General features: G+C 39.1%; 18 protein-coding genes and 1 pseudogene. 9 read left to right on the top strand and 10 right to left on the bottom strand.

Features of this window, described 5'->3' with window-relative positions; translation table 11 throughout:
- From MWU82_RS24315 to MWU82_RS22175, 7 genes and pseudogenes are all read left to right on the top strand, one after another.
- A pseudogene (locus MWU82_RS24315) lies at positions 1–1,964 on the top strand (hypothetical protein); the annotation flags it as partial.
- A 34-nt stretch (positions 1,965–1,998) separates the two neighbouring features.
- A complete protein-coding gene (locus tag MWU82_RS22200; RefSeq protein ID WP_247097967.1) occupies positions 1,999–4,023 on the top strand; it encodes a gliding motility-associated C-terminal domain-containing protein in 2,025 nt (674 codons plus the stop codon).
- A 3-nt stretch (positions 4,024–4,026) separates the two neighbouring features.
- Complete coding sequence (locus tag MWU82_RS22195) at positions 4,027–4,995, top strand: type IX secretion system membrane protein PorP/SprF (protein WP_215947196.1); 969 nt, start codon at positions 4,027–4,029, stop codon at positions 4,993–4,995.
- A gap of 397 nt (positions 4,996–5,392) precedes the next feature.
- On the top strand, positions 5,393–5,926 hold the full coding sequence (gene idi, locus MWU82_RS22190; protein WP_247097968.1) for an isopentenyl-diphosphate Delta-isomerase: 534 nt from the start codon (positions 5,393–5,395) through the stop codon (positions 5,924–5,926).
- Positions 5,923–6,330 (top strand): 6-carboxytetrahydropterin synthase, encoded by a 408-nt coding sequence (locus MWU82_RS22185; RefSeq protein ID WP_247097966.1) that lies wholly within the window; start codon positions 5,923–5,925, stop codon positions 6,328–6,330. The genes idi and MWU82_RS22185 overlap by 4 nt, the downstream gene beginning before the upstream one ends.
- 106 nt (positions 6,331–6,436) lie before the next feature.
- Positions 6,437–7,405: a type I phosphomannose isomerase catalytic subunit gene (locus MWU82_RS22180; RefSeq protein WP_247097965.1), complete on the top strand. Its 969-nt coding sequence runs from the start codon at positions 6,437–6,439 to the stop codon at positions 7,403–7,405.
- 32 nt (positions 7,406–7,437) lie between these two features.
- On the top strand, positions 7,438–7,707 hold the full coding sequence (locus tag MWU82_RS22175; RefSeq protein ID WP_247097964.1) for a hypothetical protein: 270 nt from the start codon (positions 7,438–7,440) through the stop codon (positions 7,705–7,707).
- Positions 7,708–7,760: 53 nt separating this feature from the next.
- Here the strand turns inward: MWU82_RS22175 and MWU82_RS22170 are convergent, their stop codons facing one another.
- The 6 genes from MWU82_RS22170 to MWU82_RS22145 form a co-directional block, all read right to left on the bottom strand.
- The gene (locus tag MWU82_RS22170) at positions 7,761–8,477 is read right to left on the bottom strand and encodes a DUF4369 domain-containing protein (protein ID WP_215947193.1); all 717 of its coding nucleotides are present in this window, start codon (positions 8,475–8,477) and stop codon (positions 7,761–7,763) included.
- Positions 8,478–8,521: 44 nt separating this feature from the next.
- Positions 8,522–9,784 carry a DUF819 family protein gene (locus MWU82_RS22165; protein ID WP_215947192.1) on the bottom strand — a complete coding sequence of 421 codons (1,263 nt, stop codon included), beginning with the start codon at positions 9,782–9,784 and terminating at the stop codon, positions 8,522–8,524.
- Positions 9,785–9,828: 44 nt separating this feature from the next.
- The gene (locus MWU82_RS22160; RefSeq protein WP_247097963.1) at positions 9,829–10,632 is read right to left on the bottom strand and encodes a Cof-type HAD-IIB family hydrolase; all 804 of its coding nucleotides are present in this window, start codon (positions 10,630–10,632) and stop codon (positions 9,829–9,831) included.
- A gap of 122 nt (positions 10,633–10,754) precedes the next feature.
- Positions 10,755–10,919, bottom strand: coding sequence for an Arc family DNA-binding protein (locus MWU82_RS22155; protein ID WP_215947190.1), 165 nt, complete (start codon positions 10,917–10,919; stop codon positions 10,755–10,757).
- Positions 10,920–11,186: 267 nt separating this feature from the next.
- The gene (locus tag MWU82_RS22150; RefSeq protein ID WP_215947189.1) at positions 11,187–12,044 is read right to left on the bottom strand and encodes an SPFH domain-containing protein; all 858 of its coding nucleotides are present in this window, start codon (positions 12,042–12,044) and stop codon (positions 11,187–11,189) included.
- Positions 12,045–12,138: 94 nt separating this feature from the next.
- On the bottom strand, positions 12,139–14,397 hold the full coding sequence (locus tag MWU82_RS22145) for a transglycosylase domain-containing protein (protein ID WP_247097962.1): 2,259 nt from the start codon (positions 14,395–14,397) through the stop codon (positions 12,139–12,141).
- Between the two features lie 213 nt (positions 14,398–14,610).
- Between MWU82_RS22145 and MWU82_RS22140 the strand changes: the two genes are divergently transcribed.
- Positions 14,611–15,384 (top strand): S1/P1 nuclease, encoded by a 774-nt coding sequence (locus MWU82_RS22140; protein ID WP_215947187.1) that lies wholly within the window; start codon positions 14,611–14,613, stop codon positions 15,382–15,384.
- Between the two features lie 307 nt (positions 15,385–15,691).
- On the opposite strand, the gene MWU82_RS22135 is transcribed toward MWU82_RS22140, so the two are convergent.
- The gene (locus MWU82_RS22135; protein WP_215947186.1) at positions 15,692–16,291 is read right to left on the bottom strand and encodes an alpha-ketoglutarate-dependent dioxygenase AlkB; all 600 of its coding nucleotides are present in this window, start codon (positions 16,289–16,291) and stop codon (positions 15,692–15,694) included.
- The gene (locus MWU82_RS22130; RefSeq protein WP_247097961.1) at positions 16,288–17,160 is read right to left on the bottom strand and encodes an AraC family transcriptional regulator; all 873 of its coding nucleotides are present in this window, start codon (positions 17,158–17,160) and stop codon (positions 16,288–16,290) included. The genes MWU82_RS22135 and MWU82_RS22130 overlap by 4 nt, the downstream gene beginning before the upstream one ends.
- 219 nt (positions 17,161–17,379) lie before the next feature.
- Here MWU82_RS22130 and MWU82_RS22125 point away from each other — a divergent pair, with 219 nt between their 5' ends.
- Complete coding sequence (locus MWU82_RS22125) at positions 17,380–17,967, top strand: hypothetical protein (protein WP_247097960.1); 588 nt, start codon at positions 17,380–17,382, stop codon at positions 17,965–17,967.
- A 67-nt stretch (positions 17,968–18,034) separates the two neighbouring features.
- On the opposite strand, the gene MWU82_RS22120 is transcribed toward MWU82_RS22125, so the two are convergent.
- Together MWU82_RS22120 and MWU82_RS22115 are read right to left on the bottom strand one after the other, a co-directional pair.
- Entirely contained in the window at positions 18,035–18,667 is a 633-nt protein-coding gene (locus MWU82_RS22120) for an MOSC domain-containing protein (protein ID WP_247097959.1), read from the bottom strand.
- A gap of 134 nt (positions 18,668–18,801) precedes the next feature.
- Positions 18,802–19,161: a hypothetical protein gene (locus MWU82_RS22115; protein WP_215947182.1), complete on the bottom strand. Its 360-nt coding sequence runs from the start codon at positions 19,159–19,161 to the stop codon at positions 18,802–18,804.
- Positions 19,162–19,236: the final 75 nt, after the last annotated feature.

The following is a 19,236-nucleotide window of genomic DNA, read 5'->3' as shown; positions in this document are numbered from 1 at the left end:
GTTCAGGAGCGGGTACTACTGTAAGTCCGTATACATTGGATGTGGCCACGGGAGGTATTACGGCGAACGAATTGGCCAATGATGCCGTAACGGCATCCAAGATCAACGCTGACGTTGCGGGAAGCGGATTGGTACAGAACGCGACCACCGGAGCATTGGAAGTAGACGGTACAGCGATTACTGGTGATGGTAACATTACTTCCTCCGATCTAACGGTAGGTGGCGATGGAAATGCTTTATTAGGTGATGTTACCCTTGAGATAGCTGCCGGGGCCGTGGGAACTACAGAATTGGCTGCCGATGCGGTGACCAATGCTAAACTGGCCGACGATGCGGTACAGACAGAAAATATACTAAGCGGTGGTAATGATAAGGTAATGGTTACCGATGCAACCGGTACAGTAGAGTGGGTAGATAAATCTTTATTAAATACAGATAATCAGGGAATTAGTAGTTCAGTTGTTAGTGTGAATGAGTCAGTAAATATAGCCTTGGAAAGAGGAGGTAGTACAACAATTGATATTCGTGATGCTGATGATGATCCGTATAATGAAATAGAATTACCGGCGGGAGGAACAGGCGGACAAGTGCTTTCCACCGACGGCTCAGGAATATATTCTTGGATTGATCCTGATACCGGTCCACAAGGTCCGGCAGGTCCACAAGGACCTCCGGGTAGTGACGGAGCCACGGGAGCGCAAGGTCCTACAGGAGCTACTGGAGCCCAAGGTCCTACGGGAGCTCAAGGCCCAACTGGTGCCAAAGGAGATACTGGCGATACAGGAGCAACCGGTGCCCAGGGTCCAACAGGAGATACAGGAGCCACAGGTGCCACAGGTGCCCAAGGTCCTACGGGAGCTCAGGGGCCAACCGGAGCCAAAGGAGATACAGGTGACACAGGAGCAACTGGTGCTAAAGGAGATACTGGTGACACAGGAGCCACAGGTGCCCAAGGTCCTACTGGAGCTCAGGGGGCAACCGGAGCCAAAGGAGATACAGGTGACACAGGAGCAACTGGTGCCCAGGGTCCAACGGGAGATACAGGAGCCACGGGAGCGCAAGGTCCTACAGGAGCTACTGGAGCGCAAGGTCCTACTGGAGCTCAGGGGCCAACCGGAGCCAAAGGATATACTGGTGACACAGGAGCCACAGGTGCCCAAGGTCCTACGGGAGCTCAGGGGCCAACTGGTGCTAAAGGAGATACTGGTGATACAGGAGCCACGGGAGCGCAAGGTCCTACGGGAGCTCAGGGGCCAACCGGAGCCAAAGGAGATACAGGAGCCCAAGGTCCAGCAGGTCCAGCCGGATCTGATGGTATAGATGGTGCTGTAGGTCCTCAAGGTCCAGCAGGTCCTCAGGGTCCAACTGGAGCTACAGGTGCCCAAGGTCCAACGGGAGCAACTGGTCCAGCAGGGGATCCAGCAACGGATGATCAAGATTTAAGTCTGGCTTCCCATATATTGAGTCTTACTGGTGATCCAACAGCAACACCTATCGATTTGTCGGTGTATTTGGATAATACCGATGATCAATATGATGATGAAGTTCTTTTACGTGTACCTATTGACGTTGATGATGCTGGCAAATCTGTTGCACAAGGGTTTACAACAGAAACTACGGTTAAAGAAGTGATAGATGCTATAGCACCAATTACTTCTAAGGCTGCTAGAATTTTCTATCCACCTTCAATTGCAGTAGATGCATCAACAACAGGTAGTGGTAGGACAATTGATCTGTATTCGCAATATACGGCTCAGTTTGCAACGCCTGCAGTTTCTAGTGCCGGAGCACCAACAGCAATACCCACTTATGCCGCAACAGAGTTATATTACTATGTTACATATTTTGATCCTGCGGTTTTTAGCGGTGTGACTATAAATGCATCTGGTGTAATGACCTATAATGTGATTGCAACACCAACAGATTACAATTCATTGATCAACGTAGTATTTGTAGTAAAATAATAGAATAAATAAACCAACTAGGTACAACAGGAGTTTGAAACCAAAACACATATATAGATTTCTTTTTGTTACCCTTGTAACCATATTCTTTGGTGCTAATAGGGCCAATGCGCAATTTTTGTTGCAGGCACCCAACAGTACCGATGAACATAATTACAAATGGTACGAGGCTTCCGACACTTCTACGGTTTTGGGTACCGATTTTTTTTACGAGGTAACATCCTCCGGGATTTATTTTGCAACATATGACGGGACCCTGTGTGGATCAAATGCTACTGGTTATTTTATAGTAACGGATTGTACGAGTCCGGATAATGAGGTAACGATGGATATATCCAATAATGTGGGTGCCAGTGCTGCCATAAGTTGGTCTCCGGCAGTTAGTGGGGATCAACTAAGACCTACGGTGATTGCCACGCAGAGTGTAGTGCGCTATACTGCCACTGTAACCAAGGCAGGGAACTCCTTTGATCTGCCAAATTTTACTGTGGTTTGTTTACAGCAGTCCAGTGTTTTGGTGGACGATTTTATCACGGTTAATGAAGATTCTTCCGTGGTAGTTCCCATTTTTGATAATGATAGCAATTTGCCTACAACTGGGATTTTAACTACAACCAATCCATTTAATGGGAACGTTCTTATTGATGATAATGGTACACCAAATAATCCATCGGATGATATCATAACTTTTGTTCCAAATCCTAATTACAATGGTCCAAGTACATTTAGCTATACCATTTGTAATTCCCTGGGAGATTGTAGTACAGCCACTGTAAATGTGGACGTACTTCCTATTGTTGATGCTTTTGATGATTCTGTGGCTACCTTGGAAAATATGCCTGTTGATATAGATATTTTGGTGAACGACAATGATATCCCTATCCTGGGAACCATAACTACCACAAGTCCATCCAATGGCAATGTAGTAGTAAATAATAATGGTACACCTAATGATCTTAGGGACGATACGGTAACATATACTCCCAACAATGGCTATGTAGGCAATGATCTTTTTACGTACACCATATGTGATGATCAATCAAATTGTAGTACTGCCAACGTCAATATATTGGTGAATCCGCTTGGAATAGTTGATATTGATAGTGATGACGATGGAATTTTGGACAGTTTCGAAGATCTTAATTTGGATGGTGATAATGATCCGTCTACAGATCCAACGGATTCCGATGGTGATGGTATACCGGATTACTTGGATATTGATAGTGATAATGATGGTATTCCAGATAACGTTGAAGCACAAACCACCCAAGGTTATATTCAACCTAGTGGTGTAGATGCCAATAATAATGGTCTGGACGATGCCTATGAAAACAATGGCAATCTTGGCTTGTTCCCAATAGATACGGACGGGGATAGTTTGCCAGATTACTTGGACGAGGATAGTGATAACGATAATGTTCCGGACAGTATTGAAGGTCATGATCACGACCATGACGGTATTCCGGATGTAGTTTATATTGGTTCGGATAAAGATAATGATGGTTTGGATGATGGTTATGAAGGCAGTACAACTATTGATATTGATGTTAACGATGAAATAAATGATCCCTACAATGATCTGCCCAATACCGATGGGGATGATGAAGTTGATTACAGGGATACCGATGATGACGATGACGGAATACTTACTATTGATGAAGATGAAAATGGGGATGGAAATTATGCCAACGACGATTTTGATGAGGATGGTATTCCTAATTATTTGGATTCAGATTTAATCATATTGGATGATGGAGTGGAAGTATTTAACGTTATAACACCGAATAATGATGGAATTCATGATGTTCTGACCATAAAGGGAATAGAAAATTATCCAAACAATACCATCAAAATATATAACCGTTGGGGAGTATTGGTTTATGCAACCAAAGCCTATAATAATGATTCCAACTATTTCGACGGTACTTCTGAAGGTAGGGTGACCGTTGCAAAGGATAATCAATTGCCGGTAGGAACTTATTTCTACATTTTGGACTATAGTCCATCGGCCGGTGGAAAGATGACGACCCTTACGGGATACATTTACATAAACAGATAAAAGATGCCAAATCTTCTAAAAAATATCCTAGATTCCAATCAGCTGTTGTGGTACTTATTTGCCATAGTCATGTTGGTTAGTAACACGGTACAATCGCAACAAGATGCCCAATATACCCAGTATATGTACAATACGGTAAGTGTAAATCCTGCTTATGCAGGTTCCAGGGGACATATCAGTATTGCAGCATTACATAGGTCCCAATGGGTGGGTTTGGATGGAGCCCCTACTACCCAGACACTAAATTTACACTCACCTATAGGCTACAGGGGAGTGGGTTTGGGCATGTCAATTGTAAACGATAAAATTGGCCCCACTTCAGAAACTTATTTTGATGGAGATTTTTCATACACCGTATATACTTCCCAAGAAGGAAGATTAAGTTTTGGTTTAAAGGCCAGTGCCCATATGTTGGACATACGTTTTTCAGAACTTAATCAAGATTATACCAACCCAGGTGGGCCAGATCCTACTTTACAACAGGATATTGATAATAAATTTTCGCCCAACATAGGTGCTGGAGTATATTATCACAACGAGAAATTCTATGCAGGCTTATCAGTACCTCGATTTTTACAGACGACACATTTTGATGGTGAAGCTTTGTCTACAGCAAAGGAACAGATGAATTTATATTTGATAACCGGATATGTGTTCGATCTGAATACCAATTTAAAATTTAAACCGGCCCTTTTAACCAAAATAGTTCAAGGTGCACCTGTGCAAGTAGATGTTTCTGCCAATTTTATGCTCAACGACAAATTTATTGTTGGAGCGGCATATCGCTGGGATGCGGCATTAAGTGCCATGGTAGGTTTCAATATCTCTAATTCTTTTCTAATTGGAATGGCTTATGATAAAGAAACAACCGAGTTGGGACAAGCTACCTTTAATGATGGATCCTTTGAGATTATTTTACGGTACGACTTCATCAAGGAGCTAGGCAATTTAAAATCGCCTAGATTCTTCTAAAAGCCTATCAGAAATTTCATAAGTGATATCCGTATTTCATAAGCCATAGGTTTATTGAAATATGATGAACTAACCAACACCTACTTTTTAAAGCTGTCTTAAATTCAATGCTTCTTGGTTGACCTTGAGGGTTTAAGAATTATTTTGACCACTTGCCTCGTAAGCTTAGTCTGAAAGTTATATTCACATACGGAAATCGTCCGCTGCCCGTGTCTAAAGATTTATGCCAATTTTCATTACATCTTAAAATGAAATTATTTGGATAACGTTCGTGGTAGAATCTATCTCTTTCAACCTTTCTTTAGGGAAAAGGCAATAAGACCCTCCAGCTTTAAAGTATTTAATTTTTATGACGCACTTAACCCTTATTATTGGGGAAAGGTTTTATTTTTACAAAATGGAAGAGGAAAATGTAATTCTTGTTGATGAATTTGATGTTCAAATTGGTCTGATGCCAAAAATGGAGGCCCATGAAAAAGCTATGCTCCATAGGGCATTTTCAGTTTTTATAATGAATGATAAGGGAGAAACAATGATTCAGCAAAGAGCAGGTCATAAGTATCATTCCCCGCTTTTGTGGACCAATACCTGTTGTAGTCATCAGAGGGAGGGAGAATCCAATATTCAGGCAGGGAAGAGAAGATTGAAAGAAGAAATGGGATTTGAGACGGAATTGAAGGAGTTGTTCTCGTTTATTTATAAAGCTCCTTTTGACAATGGTCTTACCGAACATGAATTGGATCATGTGATGATAGGGCACTACAATGGGGAACCACACATAAACCCAGAGGAGGTTGCGTCTTGGAAATGGATGAAACCTGTAGATATTAGACAGGATATGCTTACTTCCCCAGAGAAATACACAGCCTGGTTCAAAATTATTTTCGATAAGTTTTACAACCATATTTCGCAATACAATACGGCAATATGAAAGTTAAGGTAAGTAGAAAAGCTCATTTTAATGCTGCTCACAGGTTGTATAGACCAGAGTGGAGTTTTGAAAAAAATGATAATGTTTTTGGATTATGTAATAACCCCAATTTTCATGGCCATAATTATGAGCTCATAGTTAGTGTTACAGGAGAAATAGATAAGGAAACGGGCTTTGTCATGGATATGAAAGTCTTAAAGGAGCTTATAAGGGAAAAAATTGAAAATCAACTGGATCATAAAAATCTAAATGTGGAGGTGGAATGGTTCAAGACGTTAAATCCCACAGCGGAAAATATTGCAGTTTATATTTGGAACCAGCTTAGACCCCATATTCCAGCTTCAAACGAGTTGGAAGTTGTACTATACGAAACGCCAAGAAATTATGTAACCTTCTCCGGATAGCTGAGGTTTATTATTATCAATCAGAATTGTGAAAAATTATGAAACTACCTTTTAAGCAGGTTAATCAATTTAATAAATAGAATACAAATACCTAATACCAATCAGAATGAACTTATACCCTTTAAAATTCAATCCTATCCTTAAAGAGCGACTTTGGGGCGGTACCAAATTAAAAGATGTTTTGGGAAAACCCATTGAAAATGACATTACAGGGGAAAGTTGGGAGCTTTCTACAGTGAAAGGGGACGTTTCAGTAGTAGCCAATGGTGATTTATCTGGTACTTCTTTGCAGGAATTGATCAACAAATATCCGGAAGAATTATTGGGAAAGAGCGTTGTTGAACGATTTGGTAAGGAATTCCCAATACTTATTAAGTTTATTGATGCCAAACAGGATTTGTCCATCCAATTGCATCCCAATGATGAATTGGCCAAAAAACGCCACAATTCCTTTGGAAAAACGGAGATGTGGTATATTATGGATGCAGATAAAGGTGCGGAGTTAATAGTAGGTTTTAACAGGGATGTGACCAAGGAAGAATATGCCAAGAGTATTGAAGAGGATACTCTGTTGGATTTGTTGAACTACGAAAGTGTAAAGGAAGGGGATACTTTTTTTATAAATACTGGTAAAATGCATGCTATTGGTGCTGGAGTTTTGCTGGCAGAGATTCAACAGACTTCCGATATTACCTATCGTGTCTTCGATTTTAATAGGAAGGATAAAAATGGCAATTTAAGGGAATTGCATACCGATTTGGCCCTGGACGCTATAGATTACACCAAGAAAGATGATTTTAAAGTAAAATATTCCGATAAAAAAGACAGTGTAAATAATATGGTTTCCTGTCCTTATTTCAATACCAACATTTTAGAGCTTACCAAGGATCTGGAATTGGATGTTGAAAAAAGGGATTCGTTCACCATATACATGTGTGTAGGCGGAAAGGCGACAATTTCTAATGAATTTGGCTCGGTTTCCATAAAAAAAGGGGAGACCACTTTAGTGCCCGCACAGTCCAAAAAAATAAATATAATAACAACGAGTGCAAAACTTTTAGAGGTTACTATCTGAAAATGATTACTTTTGCAAAAAAAAATTTACCAATGGCAAGTATAAAAGATTTAAAGAAAGACATTAATTACGTTTTAGGAGATATTATTGAAGCGGTGTATTTAGTGGAAGCTTCTGGAAATAAGCAAAATTCAAAAGAAGGTAATGCAATAATAGATAATGCAATAGAAGTCTTTGACGAGTTGATCGCGAAAGTAAACCAGAAGTCGGTGGAGAACAGACCGGCCCATTTAAAATCCGTTAAAGCGGAATTGGAAACCAGAGCAGGTTCTTTAATTGAACAACTTAATAAATTAGGGTAGTATTTCCCTTAGTAGGTATTTAAAAAAAGCATCCATTTATTGGATGCTTTTTTTTATTCTTTAGTTTCTTTCCTAAGGTTTTCAATATGTTCTTTTAATTCCTTACCGTACTTGGAATTGGCTACATCAACAGAGAGCGTATTGTTTATAGAGTCCAAATATTTAAGGTTGGCATCTGAAACTTCCTTTACAGCAATGTAAGGTGCTACATAGGAATCTGCATTGTTCAACGCAAAATTAATGGCGTAGAGGTACCCTCTCTTAACATTTTTTTCGGTTAAATCTTGAAGTGAATCAAAAGCAACAGAGTCACTTTGGGTATTGGGATCCATACTCAACCTTGCGTATTCCAAATTCTTAGTGTTGAACTTGGACATTACTTCCAGATATTCCTTTAGCTTCTCATTACTTTTAGACCCCTCAATTTTCGCATTAAGGTCGAAGGTGTTCCAATTGGTATTAATGGTTATTGTTCCAGGTTCCCCAAAGAAGGTAATTCGGTCATTTATGCTATTGTTATCCTTTTTATCAAGGTATAGGTAGAACAACTCAGGACTTTCCAGTTCCGTGGTAAAGGAAAAATTACCATCCCCATCCACTACAAGCGAATCAACTGTGACCAAGGTAGTATCCGCAATGTGTTGCAGATAAAGGGTCCCTTTTTTCAGCCCCTTTACATTTCCGGTAACGGTCATAGTATTTTCAGTACTGCCGCCCCCACAAGAGCTAATAATTATTGCCAGTACCGCGACCATTAAAATTTTCTTCATATTATTTTTTTTGAAGCGCAAATATCATTAAAGTTTATTGAATTTTAAACTTTTGATGCAATTTCCATGAGAATTGTACAAAGTATGGCACCACCAGTACCTACCACATAGCCAAAAACGGCCAGTAAAACACCGACCGAGGTCAATGAAGGGTGAAACTCCGCAGCTACCACAGGGGCAGAGGCTGCACCTCCTACGTTGGCCTGACTACCCACGGCAAGAAAGAAATAGGGAGCCTTGATCAATTTGGCAACAACGATCAGCAAAACAGCGTGAATCGTGATCCACACAAACCCTATAGCAATTAGGCCCGGGTTTTCAAAAACCTTGCCCAAATCCATTTTCATACCTATGGTGGCCACCAAGATATAGATAAATACACTGCCTAATTTACTTGCTCCGGCCCCTTCATAATTCTTTGCCTTGGTAAAGGAGAGTACTATCCCCACTACGGTTGCCAGAACTACCATCCAAAAGAAACTGGAACCCAAAAAGGATAGAAAACTTTTATTATCGCTTACGCTTTCAAAGGTGCTGGTCAAATATGAACTGATATAATCCCCAAAAAAATGGGAAATACCAACCCCCGTAAAGGCAAAAAACAGCATCATCATATAATCCTTTAATGTGGGGACCCTGGTTATTTTTTCGGTGAACTTGGAAACTTTTATTCTAAGTTCTTCAATAGCAGAGGTGTCCGCCTTAAGCCAACGGTCTATTTTTTTTGTTTTTCCTACGCCCAACAAAATAACGGCCATCCAAACGTTGGCGACCACTATATCAACCAAAACCATTCCGCCATATTTGTCCGGATTGTACTGATAAATTTCGAGCATTGCAGCTTGGTTGGCTCCCCCACCGATCCAACTACCGGCAATAGTGGCAAGACCTCTCCAAATGGCATCAAAATCGTTTCCGCCAACGGTTTCAGGAGAGAATATGGATATTAATAAAATTGCCAATGGCCCACCTATTATGATTCCTACCGAACCGGTAAGGAACATGATCAGGGCTTTTGATCCCAAATTGGCAATAGCTTTAAGATCAATACTCAAGGTCATTAAAATCAAGGCCGCCGGCAACAAATATCTACTGGCCATAAAGTAGAGACCGGAGGTCTCGTCCGATATTAAACCACTACTGGCCAATATGGAAGGCAGTACATAGCACATTAGAACGGCAGGTACTATATTGTAGAATTTACTCCAAAAACCAGTTTTTAAGGAAGAGGTGTAAAATATAAATCCCAAACAAAGGGTAAGTAGTCCAAATACAACGGTATCATTGGTAATAATTGGTTCGTTCATATAAAAATTAGTTCAATAGGGCTTTTCAGTTCCGCCAAATATAATCAAATTAAAATATGCTGTTTTATATAATGGGCCACCCCGTCCTCAGAGTTTTTCAGGGCAAGATCGCTGGCAATACCTTTTACTTCTTCACGGGCGTTGGCTACCGCTATTCCACGACCTACGTTTTGAAGCATTTCCATATCGTTGTAATTGTCACCAAAGGCAATAACGTCGTTTAAACTTTCATGGTCTTCCAGCAACAGTTTAATGGCGGTTAATTTGGAAACCGATTTTGGGGCAATTTCGATCAGGGTATCGTTGGAACGATACAGGTTCAGGGTTTGGTTGAAATTTTTTTGAAGTATCGGGAAAAGACCGTCGGTATTTTCTTTGTTTCCCATCAGCATAATTTTATGGGCTCCAATTTTTCTATCCCTCCAGTCCTCAATGGTGGCTTGGGTATGCCTATAGGTGGGAAGGGTTTTAGTATATTTTATTTCTTTTAGTACGCGCTCAGAGTCCATTTCTACATACCATTCGCTTTTTGAATATAGGCCCAGCTGAATTCCGACCTTGTTGGCCATGTCATATATTGAGGCTATTTGGTCCATATTGATATAAGTGGAGAACAATTCTTTTGAACCGTGCAGTACCAACGCCCCATTGTAACATATAATGGGTTCATTTTCTATGCCTAGATTTTTTTGAATATAGGTCATGGACTGCGGCATTCTGGCCGAGACCAGTATAATCCTTAGATGGTCCTTTATTCTTTTGATTTCCGAAATTGTAAAATCGGAGACATTATCCTTAAAGGTCAATAAAGTGCCATCCAAATCGGAACATAAAATTTTGAAATCCATATTGGGGGACTGGGTTTAGGTTTTTGGAATTAATTTGTTGGCAAAGATAAGTTTTAAGTACAAAATAGGTAATGGAGTTGTTTCAATGGTACTTATTGCACCTGTCTGAAGTATGTTTAAAATTATTCCTCTTTTTGTTTGGGCGCACGTTTGGCCTCTTTTAGTTCCTTCATCAACATCCATTCTATTTGGCCATTTACACTACGAAATTCATCCGAAGCCCATTTCTCAATGGCTTTCAGCATATCTTCATTTAATCGCAATGCAAAAGCTTTCTTTTTACTCATATGATCAGTTTTTACCACTTTAAAATTATTTTAAAAACTTTAAAGAAGGTCCTGATAGATTTATTTCACCTTTCAATATTCCTTGGCCTAGGTGTTCGCTTCGTTTTCAAACTTGGAATCCAATATTATACTTCGATTTTTTTAACAAGGTTCTGCCCTATATATCGGCAAAGATAAGGGTACATAGGTCTATTGCCAAAGATAGCCAACGGTATGTTGACCATAAAAACCAGACCATAACGGGCGTATAATATTACCTTGCAATGATTAATGGTTAAGTGTCCCGGCATTGACAATTGGCGATGCATCCTTATCCGAGCAAAGGACTACCATAAGATTGCTTACCATAGCCGCTTTTCGTTCCTCGTCCAAGTCAATTATTTCCTTCTTTCCTAATTGATCCAGCGCCATTTCTACCATGCTTACCGCACCTTCCACTATTTTATGTCTCGCAGCTACAATTGCCGTGGCCTGTTGCCTTTTTAACATGGCATTGGCAATTTCTTGGGCATAGGCCAGATATCCAATTCTGGCTTCCAATACTTCTATGCCTGCCATGGCCAATCTTTCCTGAACCTCTTTTTCCAAGGCTTCGCTTACTTCATTTACACTGGATCGTAAGGTAATATCCTCCGTATGGCCCTCATCCGCAAAATTGTCATAGGGGTACATGCTGGCCAATTTGCGTACAGCGGCATCTGTTTGTACGCGGACGAAATTCTTATAGTCGTCCACTTCAAAGGCAGCCTTATATGTATCGGTAACCCTCCATACCAAAATGGTACTGATCATGATTGGATTTCCAAGCTTATCATTGACCTTTAGGCGCTCACTGTCAAAATTACTGGCCCTCAGGGAAATTTTATTTTTGTTATAAAAGGGATTGACCCAGAAAAGGCCATTTTTTTTAATGGTACCCATATACTTCCCAAAGAGGAGTAGCACCCTGGATCCATTGGGATTTACCAAAACAAACCCACGTAATGATATAATACATATGACGAAGATTGGTAACGCCAGCGGTACGCCACCGACTACTAGCACAATGGCTAATATGAAGAGCCCTAATAATACAGGTAGCATAATATAGCCATTGGTAGGGATAATATTTTTTTCTTGTTTCATGGTGATTGATTTATAATGATATTAAAATGATATCATAAAGATATAAATAATTTAATAACCATGAACACTTTGGTACTAAATAAATCTCGAGCGTTTAAGTCTTTGTATTACCGGTTTTAAAATCTTTGGTTTTCTTCTTTTTGGGATTCTTGAAAAGCCTTTTAAAAAAGCCATCCCTTTTTACTGGGTCGCAATCCAGTTTGTTCATCACAGCGGAACTAGGAGTGGGAAATTTGGCTTTGGTTATGTGGTCAAAGGATTTGTCAGCATTTAACTTTTGTATCCAAAGCGCAAAAATGGGCAATGCCGCATTGGCGCCCTGTCCCAAGCTTGTGCTGCTAAAGCCAATTTCATGGTTGTCCAATCCCACCCATGTTATGTTAAGTAGCTTAGGGGTCAAAGCTACGAACCAGGCATCCTTGTTGTTTTGTGTTGTTCCGGTTTTTCCGGCAATGTCATTTTTAATTCCATAGGTAGAACGAATACGGGCAGCAGTACCGCTATTCACTGTGGCCTTCATCATCTCTAACATAATTTGGCCTGTTTCTTCTGAAAAGGCCCTTTTTTCGGCTACAACTGGCTTAAAGGTCTCAATTATGGAATCCTTTTCGTTGGTAATTCTGTGGATTAAAAATGGGGTGACAGATTTGCCATTGTTCAGAAAACTGGCATAGGCACCTGCCAATTCATTGATTTTGATCTCGGCAGTGCCCAATGCCAATGAAGGTAGTGAGGGCAATGGGGTTTCAATACCCATTTTCTGTGCTTGCCCTATTACATTGGGAATACCTGTTTTTTCCAAAACCTTCACCGCCACGGTATTAACAGAGTTGCTCAGGGCCTCTTCCATGGAATAATTTAGGTAGGCCTCATCTTTCTTTCCGGAATTACTGGGAGACCAACCCTCCATATTTTTATAGGCAACTTCTTGAGCGGAAAAGTAGGTGCAGGGCGTTATGCCATTTTCAAGGGCAGCGGTATAGACAATGGGTTTAAATGCAGAGCCTACTTGACGCTTGCTCTGTGAAATATGATCGTATTTGTAGTGTTTAAAATTAATTCCACCGATCCATGTCTTAACCGCTCCGGTTGTTGGATCCATGGATAGAGATCCGGTATTTAAGAATTTAAGATAGTGCAATAAACTATCTATGGTACTGGCAGAGCGCATTTCATCCTGATTCCAATTGCTCAACTGTATTTCTTTTTTTAAGTTCATCGAGTCCATTATTGCCTTCTCGTTGAGCCCTGCGTTCTTCCATTTTTTATAGGGTTCGGAACTCTGTATAATTTTATTAATGAGCTTTTGGTCCTTAATCCAGGGCGCGCGCTTACCGTAGCTTTTTTCAAAGCTGTTTTGAAGTGCTTTCATATGTTGCTCCATTGCTTCTTCTGCCAATAACTGCATTTTGGAATCCAATGTGGTATAAATTTTAAGTCCGGAAGTGTAAATATTGTATTCCAGTCCCTTTTCTTTTTGCGCTTTGGCCCAACTTAGCATTTGTTTTCTTACCTCTTCCCTAAAGTAGGGAGCTATGCCCTCATTGTAATCGTATTCCCGATAATCCAGTTGTAATGGAAGTAGTTTAAGGCTATCTGCCTCTTTTTGTGATATAAAATCATTGGAATACATGGATTGTAATACCAAATTACGCCTGTTTAAGCTGTTTTTTGGAAAAACGCGGGGGTTATAACCATAGGTTGCCTTTAACATGCCTACTAGTGTAGCGCTTTCTTGCAGCTCAAGTTCCTTTGCAGATTTATTGAAGAATTTTAAGGAAGCACTTTCTATTCCGAAAGTGTTGTCTCCAAAGGAAACGGTGTTCAAATAAAGCATCAGAATTTCTTCCTTGGAGTACATGGATTCCAAGCGGGAAGCTATTATCATTTCCTTAAATTTTGATATGGCCAGATTAAACTTTCCGGATTTTTCCCTGGGATATAAATTCTTGGCAAGTTGTTGGCTAATGGTGCTACCACCACCTGCCGATTGATCCTGCATTAGGATGGTCTTGAAGGCCACGCGTACAAGACTCTTGTAATCTATTCCAGAATGATCATAAAAGCGCTCATCCTCAATAGCCACCAAGGCCTCTATTAAATTTTTAGGTACATCCTCATATTGTACGGGCTGCCTGTCGAACAGAAAATACTTACCTATAAGGACACTGTCTGCAGAATAGACTTCGGAAGCTCTTTGGTACTTGAAATCCGAAAGTTCCTTCTTGCCGGGAAGTTTTCCCCATGCCCCCATATATATACTCAGGACCAATAAAAGAACGGAGCTACCTATTACCAGTAAAGAAATTATTCCAATCCTTAGAAAGGGATTTTTTATATTCTTCAACATCATCTTTTACAATTAAGAACTGCAAGATTAAATTAAAAAATCAAAAGGATTGACTTCTTAACATTTAGTTATACTTCAATTCATTAATTTTGAGCTCCCTCAAGATTTAGATTTATAGAATTTCCTTGAATTTTTTCAAAGGTTATTATCCAGTTTTTAAATATTAGCTAGTTTTTGATACGTTTGGTATTGATAAAGCAAACAACATATAGTAATATGAAAAGAATTACGGTACTGTGCCTACTTATTTTTCAACTAAGCTATGGCAACGATATGGAATGGTCCAAGACCGGACACAGAACCATTGGGGAGGTTGCGCAGCAACATTTGTCTGGAAAGACCAAAAAGGCCTTAAAGAAACTTTTAAATGGGCAAAGTCTGGCTTTGGTTTCAAATTATGCAGATGAAATAAAGGCAGATCGTAGCTTTTCCAAATTTAGCCCCTGGCATTATGTAAATTACCCATCCGATAAAAAATACACAGAGGTTCCACCTAGTGAGGCGGGAGATATAATTATAGGAATAGAAAAGTGTATTGAAATAGTTAAGGATAAGAATAGCACGGAAGAGGATAAAGTATTTTACTTAAAAATGTTGATCCATTTGATAGGGGATCTGCACCAACCTATGCATGTGGGCAGGTTGGAGGATAAAGGGGGCAATGATATCCAATTGCAATGGTTTGGAAGAGGTACCAATCTCCATAGATTATGGGACTCCAATATGATAGATGACTATGGAATGAGCTATTCGGAATTGGCAAATAATTTACCGGAGCTTACCAAGGGTCAAATTAAATTTATTCAGCAGGGCAATATATATGACTGGGTAGAGGAATCCCAGGATATTGCCAATGAACTTTATGGTTCGGTAGAGGTAGGTGAAAAATTGGGCTATGCCTATGATTATAAATATTGGGCTACCCTGGAGAAACAACTGCAAAAGGGAGGTTTACGCTTGGCCAAGGTGTTGAACGAGCTTTTTTCTTAAGTAATTTTTGCAAATTTTATTAAAAATAACTTGCCTTTCTTCTTTCAAAACTAATCTTATAGTATGGTGTTATATTTAATTATAGGTAGCTTAAAATCAATGTCTTATGGTGTATTTTGTTTTTCTTGGGCCTATTATCGAAAAAAACATGACTTTTGACCAATTTTTATATTAATTGGCAAAGAAGTTGAGTTATTGTTATTGAAGTTGGGTGTGAGGAGACTAACGTAAATGCCTGGTAGGTTAGGGGCAGTGTCCAACGGAAATAACAAAGGCATAAAAAAATCGGTTTTCGTAACCGATTTTTTTATTTAATGACCCTAAAGGTAATATTGATGCGTTCCTGTATTGGTTTGGCAGTTTTTGGAATTTGGTGATACCAACAATGCTGGGTTTCCCCTTTCATAAGAAGTAAACTCCCGTGTTCCAATAATAATTTTTGCTTTAAATCTTTTTTCAATTTATGTTTTAGGTGAAAGTAGCGTTCTTGTCCAAGGCTTATGGATGCAATTGCGGGATTTTTTCCCAAGGCCTTCTCATCATCGGCATGCCAGCCATTACTATCCTTACCGTCTCTATATAGGTTTAACAGGCAGCTTGTAAAGTGTATGCCAATTTCCCTTTGCAGCTTATTCCTCAATTCCAGTAACTCGGCTGTAAATGCATGTGGATGCATTGTAATATTGGAATAGGAATAGGGTTTGCTGTTTTCCCCAAATAAGGCGGTTAACCTGGGCTGGGGATATGTTTTGCCAAATACTGTAATATCATCCTGCTGCCAAGGGGTAGTTTCTTTAAGCGCCTTAAAATAATGATCCGCTTCAATTGCGCTTAAAAAATTGGGATAATAAACTATGTCACTATCTGGGAGTTGTAGCTCTATTTTTTTCGTACATAAAGGGTTCACGATTGAAGTACACTTTTCAGCTCGTTTCTATATTCTGACGGATTCTGACCGGTAAAAGCTTTAAAGGACTTGTTGAAATGTGAGAAATTGTTGAATCCACTTTCAAAACATACCTCTGTTATACTAATGGGCTTTTCTGCCAATAATTTTGAGGCATGTACCAATTTACACTCATTAACAAACTGTACGAAGGTCTTATTTGTTATTTTTTTAAAGTATCTGCAGAACGACGGTACTGTCATACTCACCAAATCAGAAATCTCTTCTAGGGTTATTTCCTCCTTAAAGTTTGTTTTTACGTAATTGAAAACAATGTTTATCCTGTCATTGTCCTTTACTTCCGTTTGAAGTGAAAAACCCTGTGCGTTCAATACCTGATATTCCTTGGAATTCCCCAACTCATTTAAAATATTCAGAATGGAGAGAAGACGTTGAAAATCGGTCTGATATTCCATGATTTCAATTTTTTCACCAATTTTTTTCTTCGTACTACCAGTAAAGGCAACCCCTCCTTTAGCAATTTGAAAAAGGCTTTGAATTTTTTTCATTTCGGGGATATTGAAAAAATCGTTCCCTAAAAAATCCTGTTTCATTTGTACCACGCTTTCGTTTTTATTGCCTGTAAGTACATCAGTGAAGCCACAATGGGGCAGGTTGGATCCAATTAGGATTAAATCTCCATCGGTATAATAGGAAACGTGGCTTCCAATTTGTCGCTTTCCAGAACCCCCATTGACATAAACCAGTTCAATTTCAGGGTGATAGTGCCATACCCCAATTTTATTAGGGTTGTGTTCATCATACTGTTGATAGGTGTAAGAATGACCGAAATCAGGTTCTATGGCCTCAAATGTAGGTTTAGGTATCATAAGTTAATTTCATTAGGTTAAGTAAAGGTAATACAGCTATTTTGGACAATTCTGTGCAAAATTAACCTAAATGTGTCTAAAATTAACCTATTAACAATTATTTAATATACAGCGATGGTAAAATAGAATAGAAACTGGAGAATTCTGGAGTAGTGGGAAGGGAATACCTGGTCTACATTTGCCATATAAATGATTTATTAATATTAAATCCTAAATGTTATGAAAGCAGTTTTAAAATTAACAGCAGTGGCAGCCTTATTACTTAGTAGTACTATAGCTATGGCCAACGACCCAGGAATGTACTTGACAACAGTTAAAGAAGCAAAAAGATTGGTTCTTAAATTAAATAAGCAAACTGAATCTTCTACATTGACTTTGACCGATACGGAGAAGCATCAAATATTCATGGAGAATATTAAGGAAGACGAAGATTATACCAAAAAGTTCGACTTATCGAAATTAGAGGAAGGTCTTTATTTTTTAAAGATGGAAAGCCTTACCAGGACTGTAGAGTTTACCATAAGTGTAGAGGATTCTGAAGTAAATGTTATAGCACGTGATGAGATTACAAAACCATTCTTTAGAAAAAACGGTGATGTTCTTTATTTAAACTACTTGAACCAAAAGCTAAGTCCTGTAGTTATTAATGTTGTAGACAGTGCCAACAGGGTTGTCTTCACTCAAAAATTTGATAAAGAATTGGTTGTAGGAAAGGTTTTCAACTTTACCAATGCTGTAAAAGATGAGTATACAGTATCTGTTAGTGAAGGTACCAAAACTTATTATGAAACCATTTCGGTGAATTAATTTATGAAAAAGTAAATATTATTATAGTAAAAAATAGGGGCCAATCGGTCCCTATTTTACTTTTCTGCTATACGTATTTTTTAAGTCGATCTCTTTTATACTCAGGTAGCGAAGGGTTATTGATCGCTTTTTGAAGAATTATGGGGTCTTTTTCCTTTGCAAGAATAATTTGAAAGCATTCTTTTACTGTCAGAGTGTTTTCGGATTTTTTCAGCAATATAATCTTATCTCCTGTTTTTACTTGGCCTTCCTCCAATATACGAACGTAGGTTCCGGAATAGCCATAATCTATAAATTCCTTTAATATTTTGGCATTGCCAAAGCGAACTCCCAACTTATAACAGGGTTCCCTAGGCTGTGAGACCTGTACTAAGGCGCTTCCAATACTATAAATGTCACCGATTCTCATTTGGGATTCATCCAAGCCTTCTACGGTAAGATTTTCTCCGAACATTCCCCAATCCCATTCCAAATCCGGATATAACCCTTTCCAATACGGGTAGTGGCCTGATGCAAAAAGGTAGCAGGCTTTATTGAATCCGGCATGGTGTACCCTATCTATAACGGTATCCTTTAGAACATCAATTTTACTTAGAAAAAGAGGTTCGTCCGTTGGATATTTAAATATCCCTGTTTGCTCCTCCCTTCCATTCCATAGAAAGGTGGTAGCTTTTCCAATATTTGTGGAAATAACTTTCATATGATAAAGATAGAAAACCACTGTAAATTAATATTAAGATGGTTTTACTTTATTTGGGCATTTGCCTTATTCCTATTATGTTCAAATTTTTGTTCCAAAGAGGTTTTGTGCAAGAGGATTTTTGCCTTGGTACACTATATTCCAAAATAGGAATAGGCCCAGTACATAAGCACAAATTGAAGGGGGATTCTTAGAATTAGGATCCATTTTGGGATTCCTGCCGATTCTTTTTCGCCCTTTAGCATATAGAAGTGAACCAATAGAAATACGGTAAGCATTAAAATGATGCCGATGATAGAGCTATTTTTAGTAGCAGGGAAGCACAGTCCCAGACCCAAAAGAATTTCAGCCAGGCCACTTAGGGATACCAATAGCTTATGATTGGGCAAGTATCTGGGCATTATGCGCAAATAGACTTTTGGAACAATAAAATGCATTATACCTGCCAATACATAAATAGATGCCAAAAGATAGAGGTGCCAAGGGTAGTCCATTTGCTAAAGGTATAAATAAAAGAAGCTGAATTGCACAAGGCAATTCAGCTTCTTATAATTATCATTAAAAAATGA

The organism is Arenibacter sp. S6351L (assembly GCF_023016025.1).
Classification (GTDB): domain Bacteria; phylum Bacteroidota; class Bacteroidia; order Flavobacteriales; family Flavobacteriaceae; genus Arenibacter; species Arenibacter algicola_B.
This window is presented reverse-complemented; position numbering and strand designations above follow the sequence as displayed.

Excerpts from the sequence above, each read along its gene's own strand:
- MWU82_RS22140 (WP_215947187.1), top strand. The coding sequence starts at position 14,611 with ATGAAAAGAATTACGGTACTGTGCCTACTTATTTTTCAACTAAGCTAT.
- MWU82_RS22165 (WP_215947192.1), bottom strand. The coding sequence starts at position 9,784 with ATGAACGAACCAATTATTACCAATGATACCGTTGTATTTGGACTACTT.
- MWU82_RS22180 (WP_247097965.1), top strand. The coding sequence starts at position 6,437 with ATGAACTTATACCCTTTAAAATTCAATCCTATCCTTAAAGAGCGACTT.
- MWU82_RS22195 (WP_215947196.1), top strand. The coding sequence starts at position 4,027 with ATGCCAAATCTTCTAAAAAATATCCTAGATTCCAATCAGCTGTTGTGG.
- MWU82_RS22170 (WP_215947193.1), bottom strand. The coding sequence starts at position 8,477 with ATGAAGAAAATTTTAATGGTCGCGGTACTGGCAATAATTATTAGCTCT.
- MWU82_RS22185 (WP_247097966.1), top strand. The coding sequence starts at position 5,923 with ATGAAAGTTAAGGTAAGTAGAAAAGCTCATTTTAATGCTGCTCACAGG.
- MWU82_RS22145 (WP_247097962.1), bottom strand. The coding sequence starts at position 14,397 with ATGATGTTGAAGAATATAAAAAATCCCTTTCTAAGGATTGGAATAATT.
- MWU82_RS22160 (WP_247097963.1), bottom strand. The coding sequence starts at position 10,632 with ATGGATTTCAAAATTTTATGTTCCGATTTGGATGGCACTTTATTGACC.
- MWU82_RS22155 (WP_215947190.1), bottom strand. The coding sequence starts at position 10,919 with ATGAGTAAAAAGAAAGCTTTTGCATTGCGATTAAATGAAGATATGCTG.
- MWU82_RS22175 (WP_247097964.1), top strand. The coding sequence starts at position 7,438 with ATGGCAAGTATAAAAGATTTAAAGAAAGACATTAATTACGTTTTAGGA.
- idi (WP_247097968.1), top strand. The coding sequence starts at position 5,393 with ATGGAAGAGGAAAATGTAATTCTTGTTGATGAATTTGATGTTCAAATT.
- MWU82_RS22150 (WP_215947189.1), bottom strand. The coding sequence starts at position 12,044 with ATGAAACAAGAAAAAAATATTATCCCTACCAATGGCTATATTATGCTA.
- MWU82_RS22115 (WP_215947182.1), bottom strand. The coding sequence starts at position 19,161 with ATGGACTACCCTTGGCACCTCTATCTTTTGGCATCTATTTATGTATTG.
- MWU82_RS22125 (WP_247097960.1), top strand. The coding sequence starts at position 17,380 with ATGAAAGCAGTTTTAAAATTAACAGCAGTGGCAGCCTTATTACTTAGT.
- MWU82_RS22120 (WP_247097959.1), bottom strand. The coding sequence starts at position 18,667 with ATGAAAGTTATTTCCACAAATATTGGAAAAGCTACCACCTTTCTATGG.
- MWU82_RS22130 (WP_247097961.1), bottom strand. The coding sequence starts at position 17,160 with ATGATACCTAAACCTACATTTGAGGCCATAGAACCTGATTTCGGTCAT.